Origin of the sequence: Candidatus Enterococcus avicola (assembly GCF_047470845.1) — a bacterium.
Taxonomy (GTDB): domain Bacteria; phylum Bacillota; class Bacilli; order Lactobacillales; family Enterococcaceae; genus Enterococcus_D; species Enterococcus_D casseliflavus.
Map to the genome: position 1 here is coordinate 1 of NZ_JBLGTY010000035.1, position 18376 is coordinate 18376.

Below are 18376 nucleotides of genomic sequence, written 5' to 3' on the forward strand. Positions count from 1 at the left end.
TTTGGACTTAACTGTTATAAAATATTTTTTTGATTTAGCTAATTTTCACTTGACTCTATATAGTTAGTCTTTCTTTTTGCTTTCGCTCGACAACTTGTTCGAACAAGTTATATTTTAGCAGAATTCTTGTTGAATGCAACCGATTTCTTTTTGAAAGTGTTCTCTGAAAATAACCTGCTTTTTCATTCGTTATTTCTGAAAAGTTAAGCTGATCTCAAGGAACCTTGCAGGATAATGAGGGAATGTTTCTGACTCTTGGCTTTTGTTCGAATAGAAAAAAGTTATTTTTAGCATTCGTTTTTGCAAACAGTGTTTGTTCCTGAAGGCTTTATCCCCCAAACAAGGCAACAGGTTTGTAAACTTGCTAACTTTACAGTACACTCTAAGTAACAAAATGTTTGATTTCGAACACGCGTTATTTTTAGTGATCGACATTCCCTGTACTCGTTCCTTAAAACGAAAGGAGATCCTCCCAATGGATGTATTAGAAACTTACTTAACCAGCATTGAAGATCCAGTAAAGCAAGAAAAACTGCGTGCCTTATTTGCCGCTATTACCAAGAAATTTCCTGACCTCGTTCCAGTCATCAAGTGGAATCAGCCGATGTTCACCGCCCATGAGACCTTTATTATCGGTTTCAGCGTTTCAAAACCGCATTTTTCTGTCTCCCCTGAAACCAAGTGTCTTGAACAGTTTGCCGATGCCATTGAAAACGCCGGTTACAGCCATACGGATAACATTTTTCGCATCAAGTGGACTGAGCCGATCGATCAAGCATTGATTGAGGACATGATCGCTTTCAACCTGAAAGACAAAGCGGAGATGACCCGTTTTTGGCGCTGAGCCAATTGAGACTTTGTAAAAGAAGAGCAACCAAAAAACCGCAGAAGCCTGTTCGCTTCTGCGGTTTTTCTGTCTATTATAAGCCTAATTCTGGCGCCGGATCAAAGAATCCTGACCATAAGCTTGTTGACATCCCTAAATGCAGATGGACGCCAGTTGAATTCCCAGTCGTTCCCATACCGCCAACATATTGTCTAGCTGAGACGCTTTGTCCGACCGAGACAGCTGGCAGCGTACTAAAGTGCATGTAGTAGCTGTAAACGCCATTGGCATGTTTGATGATCACATAGTTACCAGTTGATGGGCCATAGCCCGCTTCGACAACTTCTCCTGCTTGAATCGCATAGATCGGCGTTCCTGTTCCCCCAGTAAAGTCGATGCCATTATGTTGATTTCCTGATGCCCCTGTTGGATCTGTTCGATACCCAAAACGACTCGAAATATGAACCGAATCGACTGGCATTTGCCATCCACCTGTGCTTGTTTGTTCTTTTGGCTCAGCTGCTTGCTGCACGGGTGCAGGCGTAGTTGCAGTTTTTTCTGACGACACCGATGTTTCTGACGACACTGCGGCTTCCGTCTTCGGCTGCGCTGCTGCCACTGCTGCTTGTTGAACGGCAGGACTTTCGGCGGTTTCAGCTGACTTGGCTTCTGCTGCTTGCTGGCGTTTTGCTGCTTCTTCTGCTTCTTTGCGCGCTTTTGCTTCTTGTGCTTCTTGCTCAGCCAGTTGCTTCAACGCTGCTTCTTTTTGCCGTTGTGCTTCTGCTTTGTCCGCTTCCAATTGGTCTTTTTTCTCTTCTTCGGTGTTCAACGCCAAGGCAAGGTCGGCTAGTGCAACTTCTTGATTCAATTTGACATCAGCTAATTCCGCTTGTTTTCCTTGCAATGCGCTTGACTGCTCTTCGATCGCAACCAATTGTTCCTGCAACTCTTTTTCCAATTTCTGGCTCGTTGCGATATCTTCTTGCTGTTGTTCGACAATGCTATTGCTGGCATTCATGATCGTTACTGAAGCGATCGCCCGTTGAATAGCTTCTCCGATGGACTCCGCATCAACGATTTTTTGGAACAAACGATTGGAAGGTTCCGACGTTTGAATGTCACGCGCTTGATTCGCCAGTACTTCTGTGCGCTTGATAATTTTCTCTTCAAGGACTTGGATCTCTTGTGCCAAGGCATTGACTTCTTCTTCCGTCGTCGTTTTCTTTTGTAGGATTGCTTGGATTTCTCCTTCAATCGATTGAATCTCTGCCTCTGTAGAACGTTTCAGCGATTCTAATGAGGTGGATTCATTTTTTATGTCATTGATTTTTTCATTTTGCTGCTGGATCTTCTGATCAAAGCTGTCTGCGGATACCGTCACGACAGGCAGCGTCAGCAAAACAAGTGAACTTGCAACCAAAAGTGTCTTTTTCATTTTTTCTCCTTAACTAGATGTGTCTTATCGCTTTCTCTAGCATACCGAAAGATGTCACTCTTGGGGCTGTTTTCACACAAATAACATCTGGCTGCAAGAAATTGACATCTAGCTGAAACAAAGTTGTTAGAATATTTCAACGAAAAAGATTGCTTTTCTTCGCCATTTAACCTTCGTTACTTGTCAATTGGTTCATCTCCTGTCCGATTGCCTACGAAAAAACCGCGATTTGCAGTAATCAGCAGTGGTCCTATGCTATACTGAATAAAAAAACGGAGGTTCTCATGATACAACAAGTGACCCAATTTACTGATTCTGAGTTAGAAACTATCGCCCAGATTTGGCTGCAAAGCAATTTGGATGCTCATGACTTTATTTCAGCTACCCATTGGCAAGATAACTATGACTTTGTGAAAAAAGCCTTTGCCGATGCCCTTATCTACATCTATTCGGTGGATGATCAGCCCGTTGGCTTCATCGGGATGTTGGATGATTATATCGCTGGTATTTTCGTTTTGAAAGACTATCGTGCCCACGGCATTGGCAAGCAGCTATTACAAAAAGTACAAGCAGAACACGAGAAGTTGACTCTGAATGTCTACCAAAAAAATACAGCTGCTATTGCGTTTTATCTCAAAAACGGCTTTACCCTCGTTTCTGAACAACTGGACTCTGATACCAATGAGATCGAAAACACCATGGAATGGCATCGTTGATGCTTCTCTTTTTCACCTGCCTTTTCTCCTTTTAATCAATCGTACGACCATAACCGCTGATGAACAGATTTCCAGTTAATCAAAGCTGTAAAACCAGTGATCGGCTTACCCGTTGAATCAATGGACACATTAAACACAAAAAGCATTGCCTTCCATTTGCTGAATCGGCAATGCTTTCTTTATTTACTAGCGGTATTTCAACGAAGGATTCCCCCATTGGTGGCAATGACTTCGCGATACCAATCAAAGGATTTTTTTCGATACCGTTTAAGTGAACCAGTTCCATCATCGTTTCGGTCTACATAAATGAACCCATAACGCTTTTTCATCTCTGCGGTCGAAGCACTTACTAAATCAATACACCCCCACATGGTATAACCCAATACATTGACACCATCATCGATGGCTTTAGCAACGGCTGATAGATGATCATTTAAATAATTGATGCGATAATCATCAACAACGGTTAATTCTCCGTCAATTTCAATTAACTGATCAACAGCACCTAAACCATTTTCAACGATAAAAAGTGGCAACTGATAGAGATGCGAAAAACGGTTCAAGAGAATACGTAATCCGTCTGGATCAATCTCCCATCCCCACTCCGTTTCATCAAGGTAGGGATTTTTTAGAACGTTTGTCATATTTCCTTTTCCCTGTTGGTACTTTTCAGGCGTAGCAGAAACACATCGGGACATATAATAACTAAACGATATAAAATCAACGGTATTTTTCAATAATTCGAGATCGTCAGGTTCCATCTCGATAGTTGCATTATACCTCTGCCATTCTCTTTTGATCCAATCAGGATAATATCCACGAGCTTGAACATCCATAAAATAGTTTAAGTTTTTATCCGCCTCCAAAACAGCCAAGGTGTCTTTCGGGTTTGAAGTCATCGGATAATTATAGATCCCTAACACCATATTCCCTACCTGCATCTGTGGATCAATTTCATGGGCGGTTTTGACTGCTTGGGCACTGGCAACAAGCTCGTGATGTGCTATTTGAAAGAGATCTTGCTTAGATAAGCAATCTTTTTTTGTCATCACTCCTGCTCCCATTAAGGGAAAATTCCAAAGCGCATTGATTTCATTGAAAGTTAACCAATATTTCACTTTCCCTTGGTAACGAGTAAACACAGTCCGACAAAAACGATTAAAGTAGTTTACCAATGCCCGATTACGCCAACCATCGTAACTTTTTGTAAGGAAATAAGGTGTTTCATAATGAGAAAGTGTAATTAGCGGTTCGATCCCATGAGATAAGCAGCAATCGATCACCTCTTCATAGAACTGCAATCCAGCTTCATTTGGTTTTTCTTCATTGCCATTAGGGAAAATTCGTGTCCAAGCAATCGAGAATCGTAAGACTTGAAAGCCCATCTCAGCGAACATTTGAATATCTTCTCGATAACGATTATAAAAATCGATGCCTTCTAGTTTTAAGTTTTGTAGATTTAGTTCAGGATCTAGTGGCTTTGTGACTCCATTTGATAAAAAATCTTGAATGGAAAGTCCTTTGCCATCCTCGTTGAAGGCACCTTCTGCTTGATTGGCGGCAATCGCACCACCCCATAAAAAAGTTTCTGGAAATTTTGCCATGTTTGTCCCCTCTTTATTCAAAAATCGATACTAAAACATCACCCTGCTTGATGGTTTCATCCTCAGAATGGACAATAACGTCTGTAAAATCTGCTGTGTTTGTCACTACGATCGGTGTCACTGTTGAATATCCTTGACTAGTAATATATTCTGGATCAAAAGTCACTAGCAAATCGCCTTTTTTAAAGGTATCTCCTACTTTGATTACTGCAGTATAACCTTTGCCATCAAGTTCGACCGTATCGATCCCAATGTGGATCAACAGCTCAACTCCTTGCTTATTTCTGATCCCAATTGCGTGATTGGTGGGAAAAATCGTCACTACTTCACCATCAAATGGGGCAACTACTTGACCGTTTTTAGGTTGAATAGCCACTGTTCTCCCCATAATCTCATTGGCAAATACACTATCAGGAATTTCATGAGTCGCCAACCGATCCCCTGCCAAAGGACTGCTGATCTCTAAAGGTGTCCGTAATGGTCGAAGTGGTTCAGCAACCTGATTCGGATTTAACGTTTGACTTTGTGAAGACACTACTGCTTTTTTCTTTCCTTCTGCATTCACAAAAAACAAAGTAAGTGCAAAGGACATTGCGAATGCAATAACAATACAAATCACTGCGTTAACGATATTTGACAGATCATCCGTTAAATAGACTGGCAACGCCAAAACACCTGCAGTTGCTGATGCATAAGTTCGCATGTTGGTCAAACCTGCCCATAAACCAGCTACTCCTCCAGAGGCTACCACGACCCATAAAGGCGTTTTTAGTTTCATCGTCACCCCATACAAAGCAGGTTCGGTGATTCCAAATAGCGCTGTAGTACTAGCCGAAAAAGCCGTTTGCTTCATCACTTTATCTTTGGTTTTTAATGCTACTGCCAGTGAAGCACCCGACTGAGCAATATTTGATGCCAACATTCCCGGTCCTAATAACGTTCCATAGCCCAATGTGGCATATTGTGCTAGTTGAACAGGCATAAAACTGTAATGCATCCCTGTCATGACGAAAAATGGGGTGAACGCCCCCATCAGGACTGGTAAAACCCAGCGTGCTTGTTCATTGAAGAATTCAAAGACTACTAATAACACATCACCAACTAATGCTCCTAGTGGACCGATAATGATCCAAGCTAACGGAGCCGTAACCAAGAAAACCAATAATGGGACCAGAAAAATCTTCACAGGATTAGGCGATATTTTTTTTGCTAAACGTTCAATGTGCGCCATTGCCCATACAATCAAAATTGGCGGTACAACTGCCGAACCATAGGATACAGCTCTGACAGAAAGACCTGCAAATGAAATAGGTTCACCAGCTGCAACCATAGCAGTAAAAGCTGGGTGAATCAGCATTGCGCCTAAAACCGCTGCATAAAATGGATTCGCTTTAAAGTATTGTGCACTTGTTACGGCTAACATTACTGGAAGAAAATAAAATGCTGAATCGGCTAGTAAACTTAAAAGCTGATACGTTTGAGCTTCTGCGTTTAATACCTCAAAGAAAACAAGTAAAGCTAAAACAGCTTTTAACATTCCTGCCCCACAGATTGCTGGAATAATCGGTTGGAAAATTGAGGTGATCGCTCCTAAAACTCGATTGATATCTTTTTCTTCTTTCGGTGATGTTGGTTCTGAAGAATCACTTCCAAAGTTCCCCATTTTGTTGATTTCTTCCGTAACATTTGCTACATCTGTTCCAATAATAACCTGATATTGTCCGCCTTTTAATGCTGTTCCTTGAACACCTGGTGTTGCTTTAAGATGATCTTCTTTGACTTTTGAATTATCTTTTAATACGAATCGTAACCGTGTCATGCAATTCGTTACAGACTCAATATTTGACGTTCCTCCAATATTTTCAACGATATTCTGTGCAAGCTCTTGATACTTAGTCATTTTTTTCCTCCTTATAAATAAAACAGACCAAATAAAAACTAAGCCCACATTTGGCTCAATCTTTATTTGGTCTTGCCCATTCGGTAACAAAACATTTAATCTAGTTCTCTTGTGGTCACTCGATTAATATGAATGACAAAATATAACAATTCTGAATCTGTAATTTTCACTTTATATTGACCAGCAATATGTTTCTTGATTTTCAAGCCAGTTTGGTAAGCTTTCGGATATAATTGCTTCACATGTTGCAATAAATCAGCTTCATCTTTTACTTCTTTACTTTCCGAAAAAATTCGGCTTACAAAATAGCGTATATGGGTCAAGAATCGATCATAGTTCATGGACGTCTCATCCAACTTCATCCCATAATCATACTCCACGATCTGAACAATTTCTGCAATTACTTTTGTCGTAAAAATCGTTTCATTTTTAAAGCGTGAACTTGAGCTAGCGTTTACAAAATGCAGAGCTATAAAGCCAGCTTCATCTTCAATAAAACGAATCTTCTCTGATCGTTCAATAAACTGCAACGATCGCTTTGCTGCTGCAAATTCTCGTGGGTAATATTTTTTGATTTCCCACATTAAGTCATTGGTGATCGCTTCTCCTTTAAGATTACGCTCAATTGCGTAATTAATGTGATCACCAAGAAATAGATAGATGCTGGAATCAAATGTTCGCGCAAGATCCTTTTCTGCTTCTTCAATAATTTTGGCAGTCAGAATCACATGCCGTTCATCCATTCCTGCCATCAGCGACCCAAATTTGTTTTGGGTAAATTCTGCATCTAAGACATATTTTTTATCAATTTTCGTTTGATCAATCACCCCACTGCCTTTTACACCGAAACCAACACCGTTGCCAATCACTACACATTCTGTGCCATTATCCTCCACGAGGACGGCATTGTTATTGTAGATCGTGATTGGTTTCATCTTTTCTCCCCCCTTCAAACAGACAAAAAAACCGACAAAAATATACACTCCGAGCATAAATAAGCTAGTGTATATTTTGTCGGTGTCGCCTTTTCAGTAGCAATCCTAAGTCCGATTATAGCTTTGACCAATTTGGTTGTCAACAACTCTTTTGCCATATCTTTTCAAAAAAACCAAAGAAATGTTGGCGCTATCAGTATTCGTAAAAAAAATGCGCGTCCACTTTTTATCAGTGATAATCTGGTAAATAATCCCCATGGGCTTCGATCAAATCATCGACTAATTGGGTAATGTCTGCCAATGATAGTTCTGATGATAAATGAGGATCGAGGTAAGCTGCTTGATAAATCTTGTTTTTCTCAAGGGTCAACGCTGCTTCGACAGTCAATTCTTGCACATTGATGTTGGTTCGGTTCAATGCTGCAAGCTGCGTTGGTAAAGCGCCGACGTAGGTTGGTTGGATGCCGTTCTTATCCACCAAACATGGAACTTCCACACAGACATCCTCTGGTAAATTGGTGATCAAGCCTTTATTCAATACGTTTCCAGCAATAACGGTTGGATTGCCAGTCTTGATGGCATCCATGATATAAGAGGCGTATTCCCGACTTCTCTTATGGGTCAAATCGCCATTATCGACGATATCCTCCCGCATCGTTTCCCAATCGCGAATCTGATTTTCGCAACGGGTTAAATATTCATCCAACGGAATCCCCAGTTCGTCGATCAATTCTGGGTATTTTGATTTAATGAAATAAGGGTGATACTCGGCATTGTGCTCACTAGATTCTGTAATATAATAGCCAAAACGTTTCATCAATTCAAAGCGGACTGAATCACGGTGGGGATTTTCTTTCTCTTCAGCCAACTGACGGATCGTTGGATAGAAATCTTCCCCATCTTTGGTAATTTCCAATAAAAATGCCATATGATTGATCCCAGCAATTTTCCACTGGAAGTCAGCCAGATCATATTGTTCTTTGATCCCTAAATGCTCGAATAATTCTGGAACACATACTTGCACACTATGACAAAGCCCAACCGTTTTGATGGATGTTGCTTTCAATACCCCCATCGTCAGCATTGCCATCGGGTTCGTATAATTCAGCAACCATGCATTTGGACAAACTTCCTCCATTTCTCGAGCAAATTCCAACATGACTGGTAACGTACGCAACGTCCGAAATATTCCGCCAATGCCCATCGTGTCACCTATTGTTTGGCGTAAGCCATATTTCTTCGGTATCTCAAAGTCAATGACGGTGGAAGGTTTGTAGCCACCAACTTGAATGGCGTTTACTACAAAGTCGGCATCTCTTAGTGCTTCTTTGCGATCATGATAGACCTGTATTTCCGCTCGGTTTTGATTGGCATTTTTATTGATCGTCTTTAACATTGCCTCGGATTCACGAAGTCGTTTCTCATCGATGTCGTAAAGGGCGATGTGGGAATCTGCTAAGCTCGGGGTCAACATTGCATCTCCTAGAACATTTTTAGCGAAAATAGTGCTTCCTGCTCCGATAAAGGTGATTTTTGTCATTTTCTATTGCTCCATTCTTTTATAATTTACCGCCAGTAGTGGCAATTCCTTCAATAAATTTACGTTGAAAAATGATAAAGACAGCAACCATGGGCCAAATCGCTAGTAGCGAGCCTGCCATTTAGAGCCACTTTCTTGAAACAATTCATCCACTGTTTTTTTATGTATCCGCTTTCTTTTCACAAAACAAATATACTGTTTACTAATAAATTCGTCAATACTTTTTAACTAAAATAAAAAGGTAAACACATTAATTCGTTTACCTTGAACATTAATCTCTTTCTTTTTCACTTTCTCTGACGATCATCTTACTGGCCACCATGATTTTAACAGGTACTTGACGAATGCCTTTGATCCGCTCTTCTACCATCCGTAAAGCAATTTTTCCCAGTTCTTCCATATCGATGGCAACGGTACTTAAAGATGGGGTCAAAAATTCTGCAACTTCGATATTGTTGAAACTGACTACTGAGATATCTTCTGGTATCCGATACCCACGTTTTTGCAAGGAGCGATATGTACCAACTGCAATCGAATCATTGGCGACCATAATAGCTGAAGGAAGGCTCTCTTTGCATTGTTCAAGCAATTGCTCAGTGGCTTTGATACCGTCTAATGTGTTCCATCCTTCTAGGTAAACATTGATGTATTCTTCCAATCCTTTTTCTTTCATCCAATACACATAAGTGTTCATCCGCATATCATCTGGCGATTGATGTTTCTCACTGGATGCATCCAAACGTACCCGATATCCCCCAATAAAAGCGATATTTCGATGCCCTTTTTTATACAAACGCTCTAAGTGCTCGGTTGCTGCTATAGAGAAATCCGTATATACCGCATCCCATTCTGAAGACAAAGAAGGATCATCGATCACGACGATATGAGGATTGACTGCTGCGATCTTTGCTAAAAAAGTTGGCAAGACTTGACCAATGACAAGGACGCCCTGATACTCTTTCAGCTCCTCAATGGCAACGGGGCGTTCAGACATATAATACGTTTTTTTTATGCGAAACTTATTTTGTTCTGCTTGTGCTTGAATGCCACGACGAATCGCCCGAAAATAGGGATCTTCTAATTCAGCTTCTTCCGAAACAGTGGATACCACTGCAATATTCATTGCTTTTTTCACAGGTACTTTCTTCTTACTATAGTGAAAAAATTGCACGGCTTCATTGATCTTATTTTTTGTTTCTTGCGTGACAGATAACGTAGGATCTTCATTGAGCACCCTCGATACAGTTGCGATCGATACACCCGCTCGTTTTGCGACGTCTCTAATTCCTGCCATAATACTCTCCTTTTTTACTTTATACTATGATATAAACACAAAATGATCAGAATGAAAAGAAATTTTAGTTAACAACCAACCTACTTGTTTACCTACAGTTTCAAATAATTTATGGAGAAGCAATCAGTTCAACATCTTTTCGCAATTAACAAAAAATAGAAACGTGCAGCGACCAAAGAGCCGCTGCACGTTTTTCCTCCTTATTTCCTTTGACGACCGCTATTCTGCTGGATACTCCCGCAAGCGATACCCGACGCCGATTTCAGTGATCAAATATTCTGGCTGCAGCGTATTGGTTTCGATTTTTTTGCGAATGTTTGAGATATTGACTCGCAAGGTTTGTGCATCCGCTGCAAAAGGTCCCCAGACTTCGCTAGTCAGGGTATCGTAAGTGACGACTTTGCCTAAATTCTTGAACATTACTGCCATAATACGGTATTCGTTTTTGGTCAAATGGATCTCATTTTGATTCTTGTACAGGATTTTCTTCTCAAAATCGATCGTTAACTCCTTGTTTACGAGAATCGGGCTGCTGCTAAAGGCAGCTGATTCCTTGTGCCGCAATGCCGTGCGGATACGGGCAAATAATTCAGTGGTACTGAAGGGCTTTGTTACATAATCATCGGCACCGAGGTCTAACGCTTGCACTTTGTCTTGTTCATCTTTGCGGGCAGAGATCACGATGATCGGTGTGTTCATGCGCTTACGAATGATTTTCAACAGCTCCATGCCGTCAATGTCCGGTAAGCCCAGATCCAGCAAGATGAAGTCGATAGTTTCTTCCTGCAAGAGCATCAATGCCTCCATGCCAGTGCCGACTGATGTAAAGTTGTAATGCTCTCTTTGCAAGACGACCTCCATAAAATCAACAATATTCGAATCATCTTCAATCAATAAAAAATGTCGCTGCATGTTCTCCCTCCTTACTGCTTTAAATAAATACGAAAGATCGTACTCCCTGCTTTCGTTTCGATTGCTAATTTGCCTTCATGGGCATGGATGATGGTTTTGACGATACTCAGTCCGATACCTAATCCATTTTTTGAATCCACCGGCACTTCGGTGTCATTGGTCAAATTCGCTTGGATTTTTTGGTATTGTCCTAAGGGGATCTCCCCTTGGTTTTCGATTTCAATGACCACTTCTTGCTCTTGAGAAACTCGCAAGAAAATCGGTGTATCGGCGGTTCCATGGCGAACCCCATTTTCAATCAAATTAAACAAGGCTTGTTCGATCAAGATGGGATCGACTTGGACAAAAATCAGCTGATCAGGCATCTTCACGATGATTTTTTGTTGCGGATAGACTTTCTTTAGGTGTGTCAAAACCGCTTCGATAATTTCTTCGATTGGTTCTTCACTGCGCTTGACCGCCATATTGGTCAAGTTGATGCGGGTCACCGACAATAAGTTTTCAACCATGCGGATCAACCACTGGGATTCACTTTGGATGTCTCCTAGCAGCTTTTGTTTCGTTTCCTTTTTGATCACGCCTTCGGTTTCACTCAATGTTTCGGCAATGCCAGAAATTGTCGTCAAGGGGGTCCGCAAGTCATGGGAGACCGCACGCAGCAGATTGCTGCGGACTTTTTCCCGTTCGTTTTCTAATTGGATCTGTTCTTTCTCACTCGCTAATGAGACTTGTTCCAACACGGTCGCGATTTGGGTGATCACAAGGCGCAAGTAATTCAATTGACTATTGGCCAACTGATGTTCCTCGTTGCGTTCTACCCCAAGGGCGCCTAGTGGTTTGCCGTTTAAAACGATCGGCAAGTAGAACCCATTGGCACCAATCAGAGTATCTGTGCCGCGACCAGCTTCTTTTTGATTTTTCACGACCCAAAAAGCGACGGCTTTCTCATCCTTACCAGTCAGTTGAGACAGTGTTTCTCTTGAAGAATGCAGACTTCTCAAGTGGCCTTCTCTGTCATATAACGCCACTTCTCGCTGGAGTAAGCGTGCCAAATAGGTGGTCGTACTTTCATAGATTTCTTGCTCATTCCGCGTTTCCATGTATTGTTTGTTCAGTTCATACAATATCTCCATTTGATGCTCTTTTTCCTTGGCATTTTCTGCTTGGGTCTTCAATCGAACCATCAAGTTACTGACCATCAAGGCAACGATCAGCATGATCACTAATGTGATTGGATAGCCTGCTTTATAGACCATCAAGGAATACAAGGGTTCGACAAAGAACCAGTTATAAGAAAGGACACTAATAATTGATGCCATGGCACTCCATAGATAGCCACTCGTGTAACGGGCCACTAAGAGAACAAAAAAGATGTAAACCAGCATCAAGTTCTGCTCGCCGAAATGCAGGTACTGCATGCCTTCTGTCACTAAGGTAGCGAGCATGATCAACCCAAAGGTCAAGGTGAAATCTCGACCGCCGCCTTCAAATAATTGCGAAAACGTCAGCCGTGGTCGCTGCATTTTTTCTTTAAAAGGAATCAAATGGATCTCAATGTCATCAAGGCGGCGAATCAAGCGGTCTTCTAAATCCTCGACAAACAATTTTTGGAACCACTTTTGAGAAACCTGTTTCCCCATGATAATGTCACTGGCACCCGTCATTTTGGCATACTCTACGATGGTTTCAAAACTGTCATCCGCTTCAATGTTGATGACTTCTGCACCCAAACGCTCTGCCAACGGCACTTCGGTAGGTGTATCATCTAACGATCGAACTTGGATGACCGTCCATTCGGCACCGACTCCTTGGGCTAAGCGAGCGGTCCAACGAATGCATTTTTCTGCCATTTTCGGCAAGCGATCATCAATGATGGTCAAAAGCTTGCTTTGAACTCGTTTTCGACCGCCGTTCATTTGATTGATATGATTGGAAGCTTTTTGGATCGCTAATCCCCGCAGATGATCAAGTTTTTCTGGCGTAAAAAAATTTTTTAGCGCTCGTTTGGCATTTTCATCAGCATAGATTTTTCCTTGTTCCAATCGATCGATCAGTTCGTCTGGTTCAACATCCACTACCCGCAAACTGGCGTGTTGGAAAAAGGTGTCAGGCACCGTTTCTCTGACTTCCACTTCCGTGACCTTTTCCACGATATCATTCAGACTTTCGATATGCTGGACATTGATGGTCGTGTAGACGGTGATTCCTGCATTCAATAGTTCATCGACATCTTGGTAACGTTTTTTGTTTCGCGCACCAATGGGATTGGTATGTGCCAACTCATCGATCAAGACGATATCTGGTTTTAGTTGGATCAGTCGATCGATATCTGGCTCATAAAGGGTCAATTGCTTGTGCTGGTATTGCTTTAATGGTACTTGTGGTAACCCTTCAAGCAATCGATTGGTATCGGGACGTTTGTGGGGTTCGATATAGCCGATCACCACATTTTTGCCCATGAGCAAACACTCATGGGCTTCGGTTATCATCGTATAGGTTTTTCCGACACCGGCAGCAAAACCGAAAAACACCCGTAGTTTGCCACGTTTAGGGCCAAAGCCTGCTTGCAGCAGCATCTCTTCTGGGATCGTCTGCTGGTTGTTTTCACTCATAGATGCTTCCCCCTATTCCTCGGGTAATTGATCGAGCTGCTGATTCAAGGTCATGGTATTGACGTATTCTCTCGTAGAGAACAGATCAGCTACTTTATTCCTGTTTATTATATCATGAATTGTTTGTTCATCGATGCCTCTTGTGTCAGCGATCCGCGGCAGTTGAAAAAGTGCCGCTTCGACACTGATATCAGGATCGACGCCACTACCCGAAGCGGTCACGAGATCGATCGGCACACTGGTTTGGGTTGGGTTTTCTGCCAGTAACGCCGCTGTCCGCTCAGCTACAGTCTTTTTTTGGGTCGGATCATAGGGCGACAATTGTGAAACGGTTTGATCACGGCCTTGGAAGTAACCTGCTTGGTCAAAGGGTTGCGCAATTAGCTCAGACCCTTTGACCGCTCCATCTTCCACGATTTGACTGCCGTTGGCTTGATGAGCAAAAAAGACTTGTCCGACACCGGTGACCAACAATGTATAGAGACCGCCAAATAGCACGGTACTAACTAGTAAAAATTTGATACTGGCAAAGAGGGTGTTCTTCATCATGTTTTCCTCCTAAATGACTCCTTGACTCTGATGGATTTTTCTTATAGCAGAACAGCTGACAAAAGCAAATCTACTAGCTTGATGCAAATGAATGGTGCGATGATGCCGCCTAGGCCGTAGACGACAAGATTGTGCCGCAGCATTTGGCTGGCTGGTTTTTCTTGGTATTTGACCCCTTTTAACGCCAGAGGGATCAAGGCGATGATCACGACTGCATTGTAAATGACTGCGGACAAAATCGCCGTTAAGGGACTACCAAGATTCATGATATTCAGCGCCGCAAGTTCTGGATAAATCGCATAAAACAGGACAGGGATCACTGCGAAATATTTGGCGATATCATTCGCGATACTAAAGGTCGTCAAAGCCCCACGGGTCATCAGCAGCTGTTTACCAATTTGGACTACTTGCAGTAATTTGGTAGGGCTGGAATCAAGATCGATCATATTGCCCGCTTCTTTGGCTGCTTGCGTACCAGTGTTCATCGCCATTGCCACATCGGCTTGGGCGAGTGCGGGTGCATCGTTGGTTCCATCCCCCGTCATCGCCACCAAATGCCCTTTTTCCTGATATTCGCGAATCAGGTTCATTTTGTTTTCTGGTGTTGCTTCGGCTAAGAAATCATCGACGCCCGCTTCGGCGGCAATAGCAGCTGCCGTCAAAGGGTTGTCCCCAGTGATCATGATCGTTTTGATACCCATCTTGCGCATGTCGGCAAATTTTTCTTTAACCCCGTTTTTCACGATGTCTTTTAAATAAACGACCCCGAGTACTTGGCCATTTTTCACTACGACCAATGGAGTTCCACCAGCCTTAGCGACTTTTTCTACGATCTCGTCACATGCCGTGGGATAGGTCTGCCCTTTTGCCGTCACATATTGCTTGATCGTATCCGCAGCTCCTTTACGGATCTCATCACCACGATAGTCGATCCCAGACATCCGTGTTTTGGCACTAAAATCGATCCAATGAACATCGGCTTGCTGAAATTCCCGTTCACGAATATTGAAGGCTTCTTTGGCTAAAATCACGATACTGCGTCCTTCTGCCGTTTCATCGGCAAAAGATGCCAACTGCGCTGCATCTGCCAACTCTTTAGCGGTGACCCCCGGTACTGGCAAGAACTCACTGGCACGGCGGTTTCCCAGAGTAATGGTTCCTGTTTTATCCAGCAGCAAAACATCCACATCTCCTGCTGCTTCAATCGCGCGTCCACTCATGGCGATGACGTTTTCTTTGGTCAAACGACTCATTCCAGCGATCCCAATCGAGGAAATCAAGGCGCCGATCGTGGTCGGTGCGAGACAAATCAATAAAGCGATCACGATCACACTGGAAATCGCCGTTCCCCGACCAGATAACTGACTGCTAAAATCGGTAAAAGGAATCAATGTGATGGAAACTGCCAAGAAGATGATGGTCAGTGTCACTAAGAACAGCTGCAAGCCAATCTCATTGGGTGTTTTTTTCCGTTGTGTCCCTTCCACCATCGCAATCATCTTATCCAAAAAGGAGTGGCCATTTTCAGCGGTCACTTTGATGACCAAGTAATCGGAAACGACTAACGTTCCTCCCGTGACTGCACTGCGGTCGCCGCCAGATTCACGAATGACAGGTGCTGATTCTCCTGTGATGGCACTTTCGTCCACCGAAGCAGCACCTTCCACGACATCCCCATCGGCAGGGATTTGTTCGCCAGATGGAACATACACCAAGTCGCCTTTTTTCAAATCGGAGGAACGGACTTCGATAAAAGCCTCTTTCGCTACATCTTCCAAGGACATGACTTTGTAGGTCATGATTTCTTTTTTGGCTTGCTTCAAACTATCCGCTTGTGCTTTGCCGCGCCCTTCTGCCACTGCTTCGGCAAAATTGGCAAACAACAAGGTCAACCATAAGAAGATGGTCACACTGATGCTAAACCACAACGGGACCGTTTGTTCTTGAAAACATAAAATCGTTGTCAAGATCGCCCCTAAATAAACCACAAACATCACGGGGTTTTTGATTTGTTGGCGAGGATCCAATTTCTTAAAGGATTCGCCGATCGCCCATTGATAGATTTTTTTCATTTTTTCTCTCTCCTATTTCGTTGTAAAGAAGTCTGCGATTGGACCTAAAGCCATCGCTGGTAAAAAGCTCAGTGCACCGATCACGATGATCACAATGATCAGCATCGTGACAAAGACTGGACTCGTGGTTGACAAGGTTCCTTCATTACGAACGGTTTTCTTTTTGGCCCCCATGTTTTCTGCTAGATATAAAATGGCTGCGATGGGAACGAAACGTGAAACGAACATCAAGATACTACCCAAACTATTTAGGAAAACAGTATCTGCGGTCAAGCCGCCAAAGGCACTCCCGTTGTTGTTGCTGAAGGAAGTTGCTGCATACAACAGTTCGCTAAAGCCATGGGCGCCTTGGTTGGTTAGCCAGCTTATGATGTCAGGATGCAAGGTCATCAACATAGCCCCGAAAAGCGTCAGTAGCAATGGCGTCAAAATAACGATGCTCGTCATTTTAATGTCAAAGGCTTCGATTTTTTTGCCGATATATTCGGGTGTTCGTCCGACTAATAAACCAGCGATAAAGACCGTCAATAATAGAAAAGCGATCATGCCATAAAGTCCGCTGCCGACACCACCAAAGATGATTTCCCCCAGCTGTATCAAGAACATCGGAATCGCACCCCCGAGTGGTGTGAAACTATCCAGCATGGCATTGACTGATCCACTGGAAGCAGCGGTGGTACTCACTGCCCAGAGACTCGACCAACCGACACCGAAACGTACTTCTTTGCCTTCTAGATTGGCATTCCCAAGCACTTGGCTGAATTGCGGTCCATAAGCTTCACTGATCACTACGCCAATAAAAGCCAGGATCAAAAAGACGGTTGCGGTGATCAAGATCGTACGTCCTTGTTTCCACTCTTTGATCCAAAAGCCAAAGGCAAAAATCAAAGCAGCTGGCAGCAACAAGATCGCTAAGTTTTCTAAAAAATTACTGAACATCGTTGGGTTTTCAAATGGATGAGCAGCGTTGGCGCCAAAGAAACCGCCGCCGTTAGTCCCTAATTGCTTGATGGCGATTTGACTCGCTACTGGTCCGAGCGCCATCCAAAAGGATTCTCCCTCAAATCCATTGACTTCCACGCCGCTACTGAACGTTTGAACGACACCTTGAGACAGGAGCAAGATCGCTAACATCAATGAAAGTGGCAAAAGGATATAGAGCAAGGAACGGGTGATGTCTTGCCAAAAATTCCCTACCGTACGTTTTTGTTTTTGCTGTAGCCCACGAATCAAGGCACACAGTACGGCTAGTCCTACTGCTGCTGATAAGAAATTTTGCACCGTTAATCCTAATGCTTGGGAAAGATTGGTCAGTGCTTCTTCCCCAGCGTAAGCTTGCCAGTTCGTGTTCGTCACAAAACTGACGGCTGTGTTCAATGCTAAGTCAAAGGACATATTCTCAACGGCTGCCCCTTGCGGTAACCAATGTTGGACCATCAATAATCCGGTCAAGCCGATGATGGAAAAAACACTGACGGCCAAGACGGAGAATAGATAGGTTTTGGCGGTCATTTCTTTTTTGCTGACCGAACCAATCACTCGATAGGTCAACCGTTCAATGGGTTGAATAAAGCGGACAAACCGCGGTGTTTTTCCTTGCATGATTTCTTTGATATACCAGCCCAAAGGAACCGCTGCTGCTAGTAAGATCAGTAAAAATAAAAAGCCTTGCACAAAATAGCTGCTCATCGTTCTCCCCCCTCAAACAAGTACCAAAAGAGATAGATCATTACGATCACTCCGATTATTCCTAAAACAAGATTCATATTCTTCACTCCTTCATGACGTAAGCATACGCAAAAAGAAATAAAAATAGTGTAAATCTTCTGCTAGCATCTTTATATCTTCTTTATACGGCTGCTTATCGGACAAGAAAACCGCAATACAGCAGGTATAAAAAAAAACGGCTCTATAATTTATGGGACTGATGAATCAGAATTGATTCTTCAGCCCCATTTTCATTTTAGGTATTAAAAAACAT

At 42.8% G+C, this 18376-nt stretch carries 13 protein-coding genes and 1 pseudogene; 2 read left to right on the forward strand and 12 right to left on the reverse strand.

Annotation, left to right across the window (positions count from 1 at the left end; genetic code table 11):
• Positions 1 to 475 precede the first annotated feature (475 nt).
• Positions 476 to 844 (forward strand): iron chaperone, encoded by a 369-nt coding sequence (locus ACI3E5_RS16675; protein WP_005225664.1) that lies wholly within the window; start codon positions 476 to 478, stop codon positions 842 to 844.
• Between the two features lie 76 nt (positions 845 to 920).
• On the opposite strand, the gene ACI3E5_RS16680 is transcribed toward ACI3E5_RS16675, so the two are convergent.
• A complete protein-coding gene (locus ACI3E5_RS16680; RefSeq protein ID WP_231472439.1) occupies positions 921 to 2261 on the reverse strand; it encodes a peptidoglycan DD-metalloendopeptidase family protein in 1341 nt (446 codons plus the stop codon).
• A 284-nt stretch (positions 2262 to 2545) separates the two neighbouring features.
• Here ACI3E5_RS16680 and ACI3E5_RS16685 point away from each other — a divergent pair, with 284 nt between their 5' ends.
• Entirely contained in the window at positions 2546 to 2977 is a 432-nt protein-coding gene (locus ACI3E5_RS16685) for a GNAT family N-acetyltransferase (RefSeq protein ID WP_142965741.1), read from the forward strand.
• A gap of 197 nt (positions 2978 to 3174) precedes the next feature.
• Here the strand turns inward: ACI3E5_RS16685 and ACI3E5_RS16690 are convergent, their stop codons facing one another.
• The 11 genes and pseudogenes from ACI3E5_RS16690 to kdpA form a co-directional block, all read right to left on the reverse strand.
• On the reverse strand, positions 3175 to 4581 hold the full coding sequence (locus ACI3E5_RS16690) for a glycoside hydrolase family 1 protein (protein ID WP_142965742.1): 1407 nt from the start codon (positions 4579 to 4581) through the stop codon (positions 3175 to 3177).
• Between the two features lie 13 nt (positions 4582 to 4594).
• Positions 4595 to 6481: a beta-glucoside-specific PTS transporter subunit IIABC gene (locus ACI3E5_RS16695; RefSeq protein ID WP_498822116.1), complete on the reverse strand. Its 1887-nt coding sequence runs from the start codon at positions 6479 to 6481 to the stop codon at positions 4595 to 4597.
• 95 nt (positions 6482 to 6576) lie between these two features.
• The gene (locus ACI3E5_RS16700) at positions 6577 to 7416 is read right to left on the reverse strand and encodes a PRD domain-containing protein (protein WP_008378725.1); all 840 of its coding nucleotides are present in this window, start codon (positions 7414 to 7416) and stop codon (positions 6577 to 6579) included.
• A gap of 229 nt (positions 7417 to 7645) precedes the next feature.
• Positions 7646 to 8956 carry an alpha-glucosidase/alpha-galactosidase gene (locus ACI3E5_RS16705; protein ID WP_142965744.1) on the reverse strand — a complete coding sequence of 437 codons (1311 nt, stop codon included), beginning with the start codon at positions 8954 to 8956 and terminating at the stop codon, positions 7646 to 7648.
• A gap of 19 nt (positions 8957 to 8975) precedes the next feature.
• Positions 8976 to 9077 (reverse strand): annotated as a pseudogene (locus ACI3E5_RS16710) (carbohydrate ABC transporter permease); the annotation flags it as partial.
• A 150-nt stretch (positions 9078 to 9227) separates the two neighbouring features.
• Positions 9228 to 10250: a LacI family DNA-binding transcriptional regulator gene (locus ACI3E5_RS16715; protein WP_142965745.1), complete on the reverse strand. Its 1023-nt coding sequence runs from the start codon at positions 10248 to 10250 to the stop codon at positions 9228 to 9230.
• 219 nt (positions 10251 to 10469) lie between these two features.
• The gene (locus tag ACI3E5_RS16720; RefSeq protein ID WP_498822115.1) at positions 10470 to 11162 is read right to left on the reverse strand and encodes a response regulator transcription factor; all 693 of its coding nucleotides are present in this window, start codon (positions 11160 to 11162) and stop codon (positions 10470 to 10472) included.
• A gap of 11 nt (positions 11163 to 11173) precedes the next feature.
• The gene (locus ACI3E5_RS16725; RefSeq protein ID WP_498822114.1) at positions 11174 to 13774 is read right to left on the reverse strand and encodes a DUF4118 domain-containing protein; all 2601 of its coding nucleotides are present in this window, start codon (positions 13772 to 13774) and stop codon (positions 11174 to 11176) included.
• A 12-nt stretch (positions 13775 to 13786) separates the two neighbouring features.
• Entirely contained in the window at positions 13787 to 14323 is a 537-nt protein-coding gene (locus tag ACI3E5_RS16730) for a potassium-transporting ATPase subunit C (RefSeq protein WP_231472434.1), read from the reverse strand.
• Positions 14324 to 14364: 41 nt separating this feature from the next.
• Positions 14365 to 16395: a potassium-transporting ATPase subunit KdpB gene (gene kdpB, locus ACI3E5_RS16735; protein WP_074931905.1), complete on the reverse strand. Its 2031-nt coding sequence runs from the start codon at positions 16393 to 16395 to the stop codon at positions 14365 to 14367.
• A 12-nt stretch (positions 16396 to 16407) separates the two neighbouring features.
• Complete coding sequence (gene kdpA / locus ACI3E5_RS16740; RefSeq protein WP_498822113.1) at positions 16408 to 18084, reverse strand: potassium-transporting ATPase subunit KdpA; 1677 nt, start codon at positions 18082 to 18084, stop codon at positions 16408 to 16410.
• Positions 18085 to 18376 lie beyond the last annotated feature (292 nt).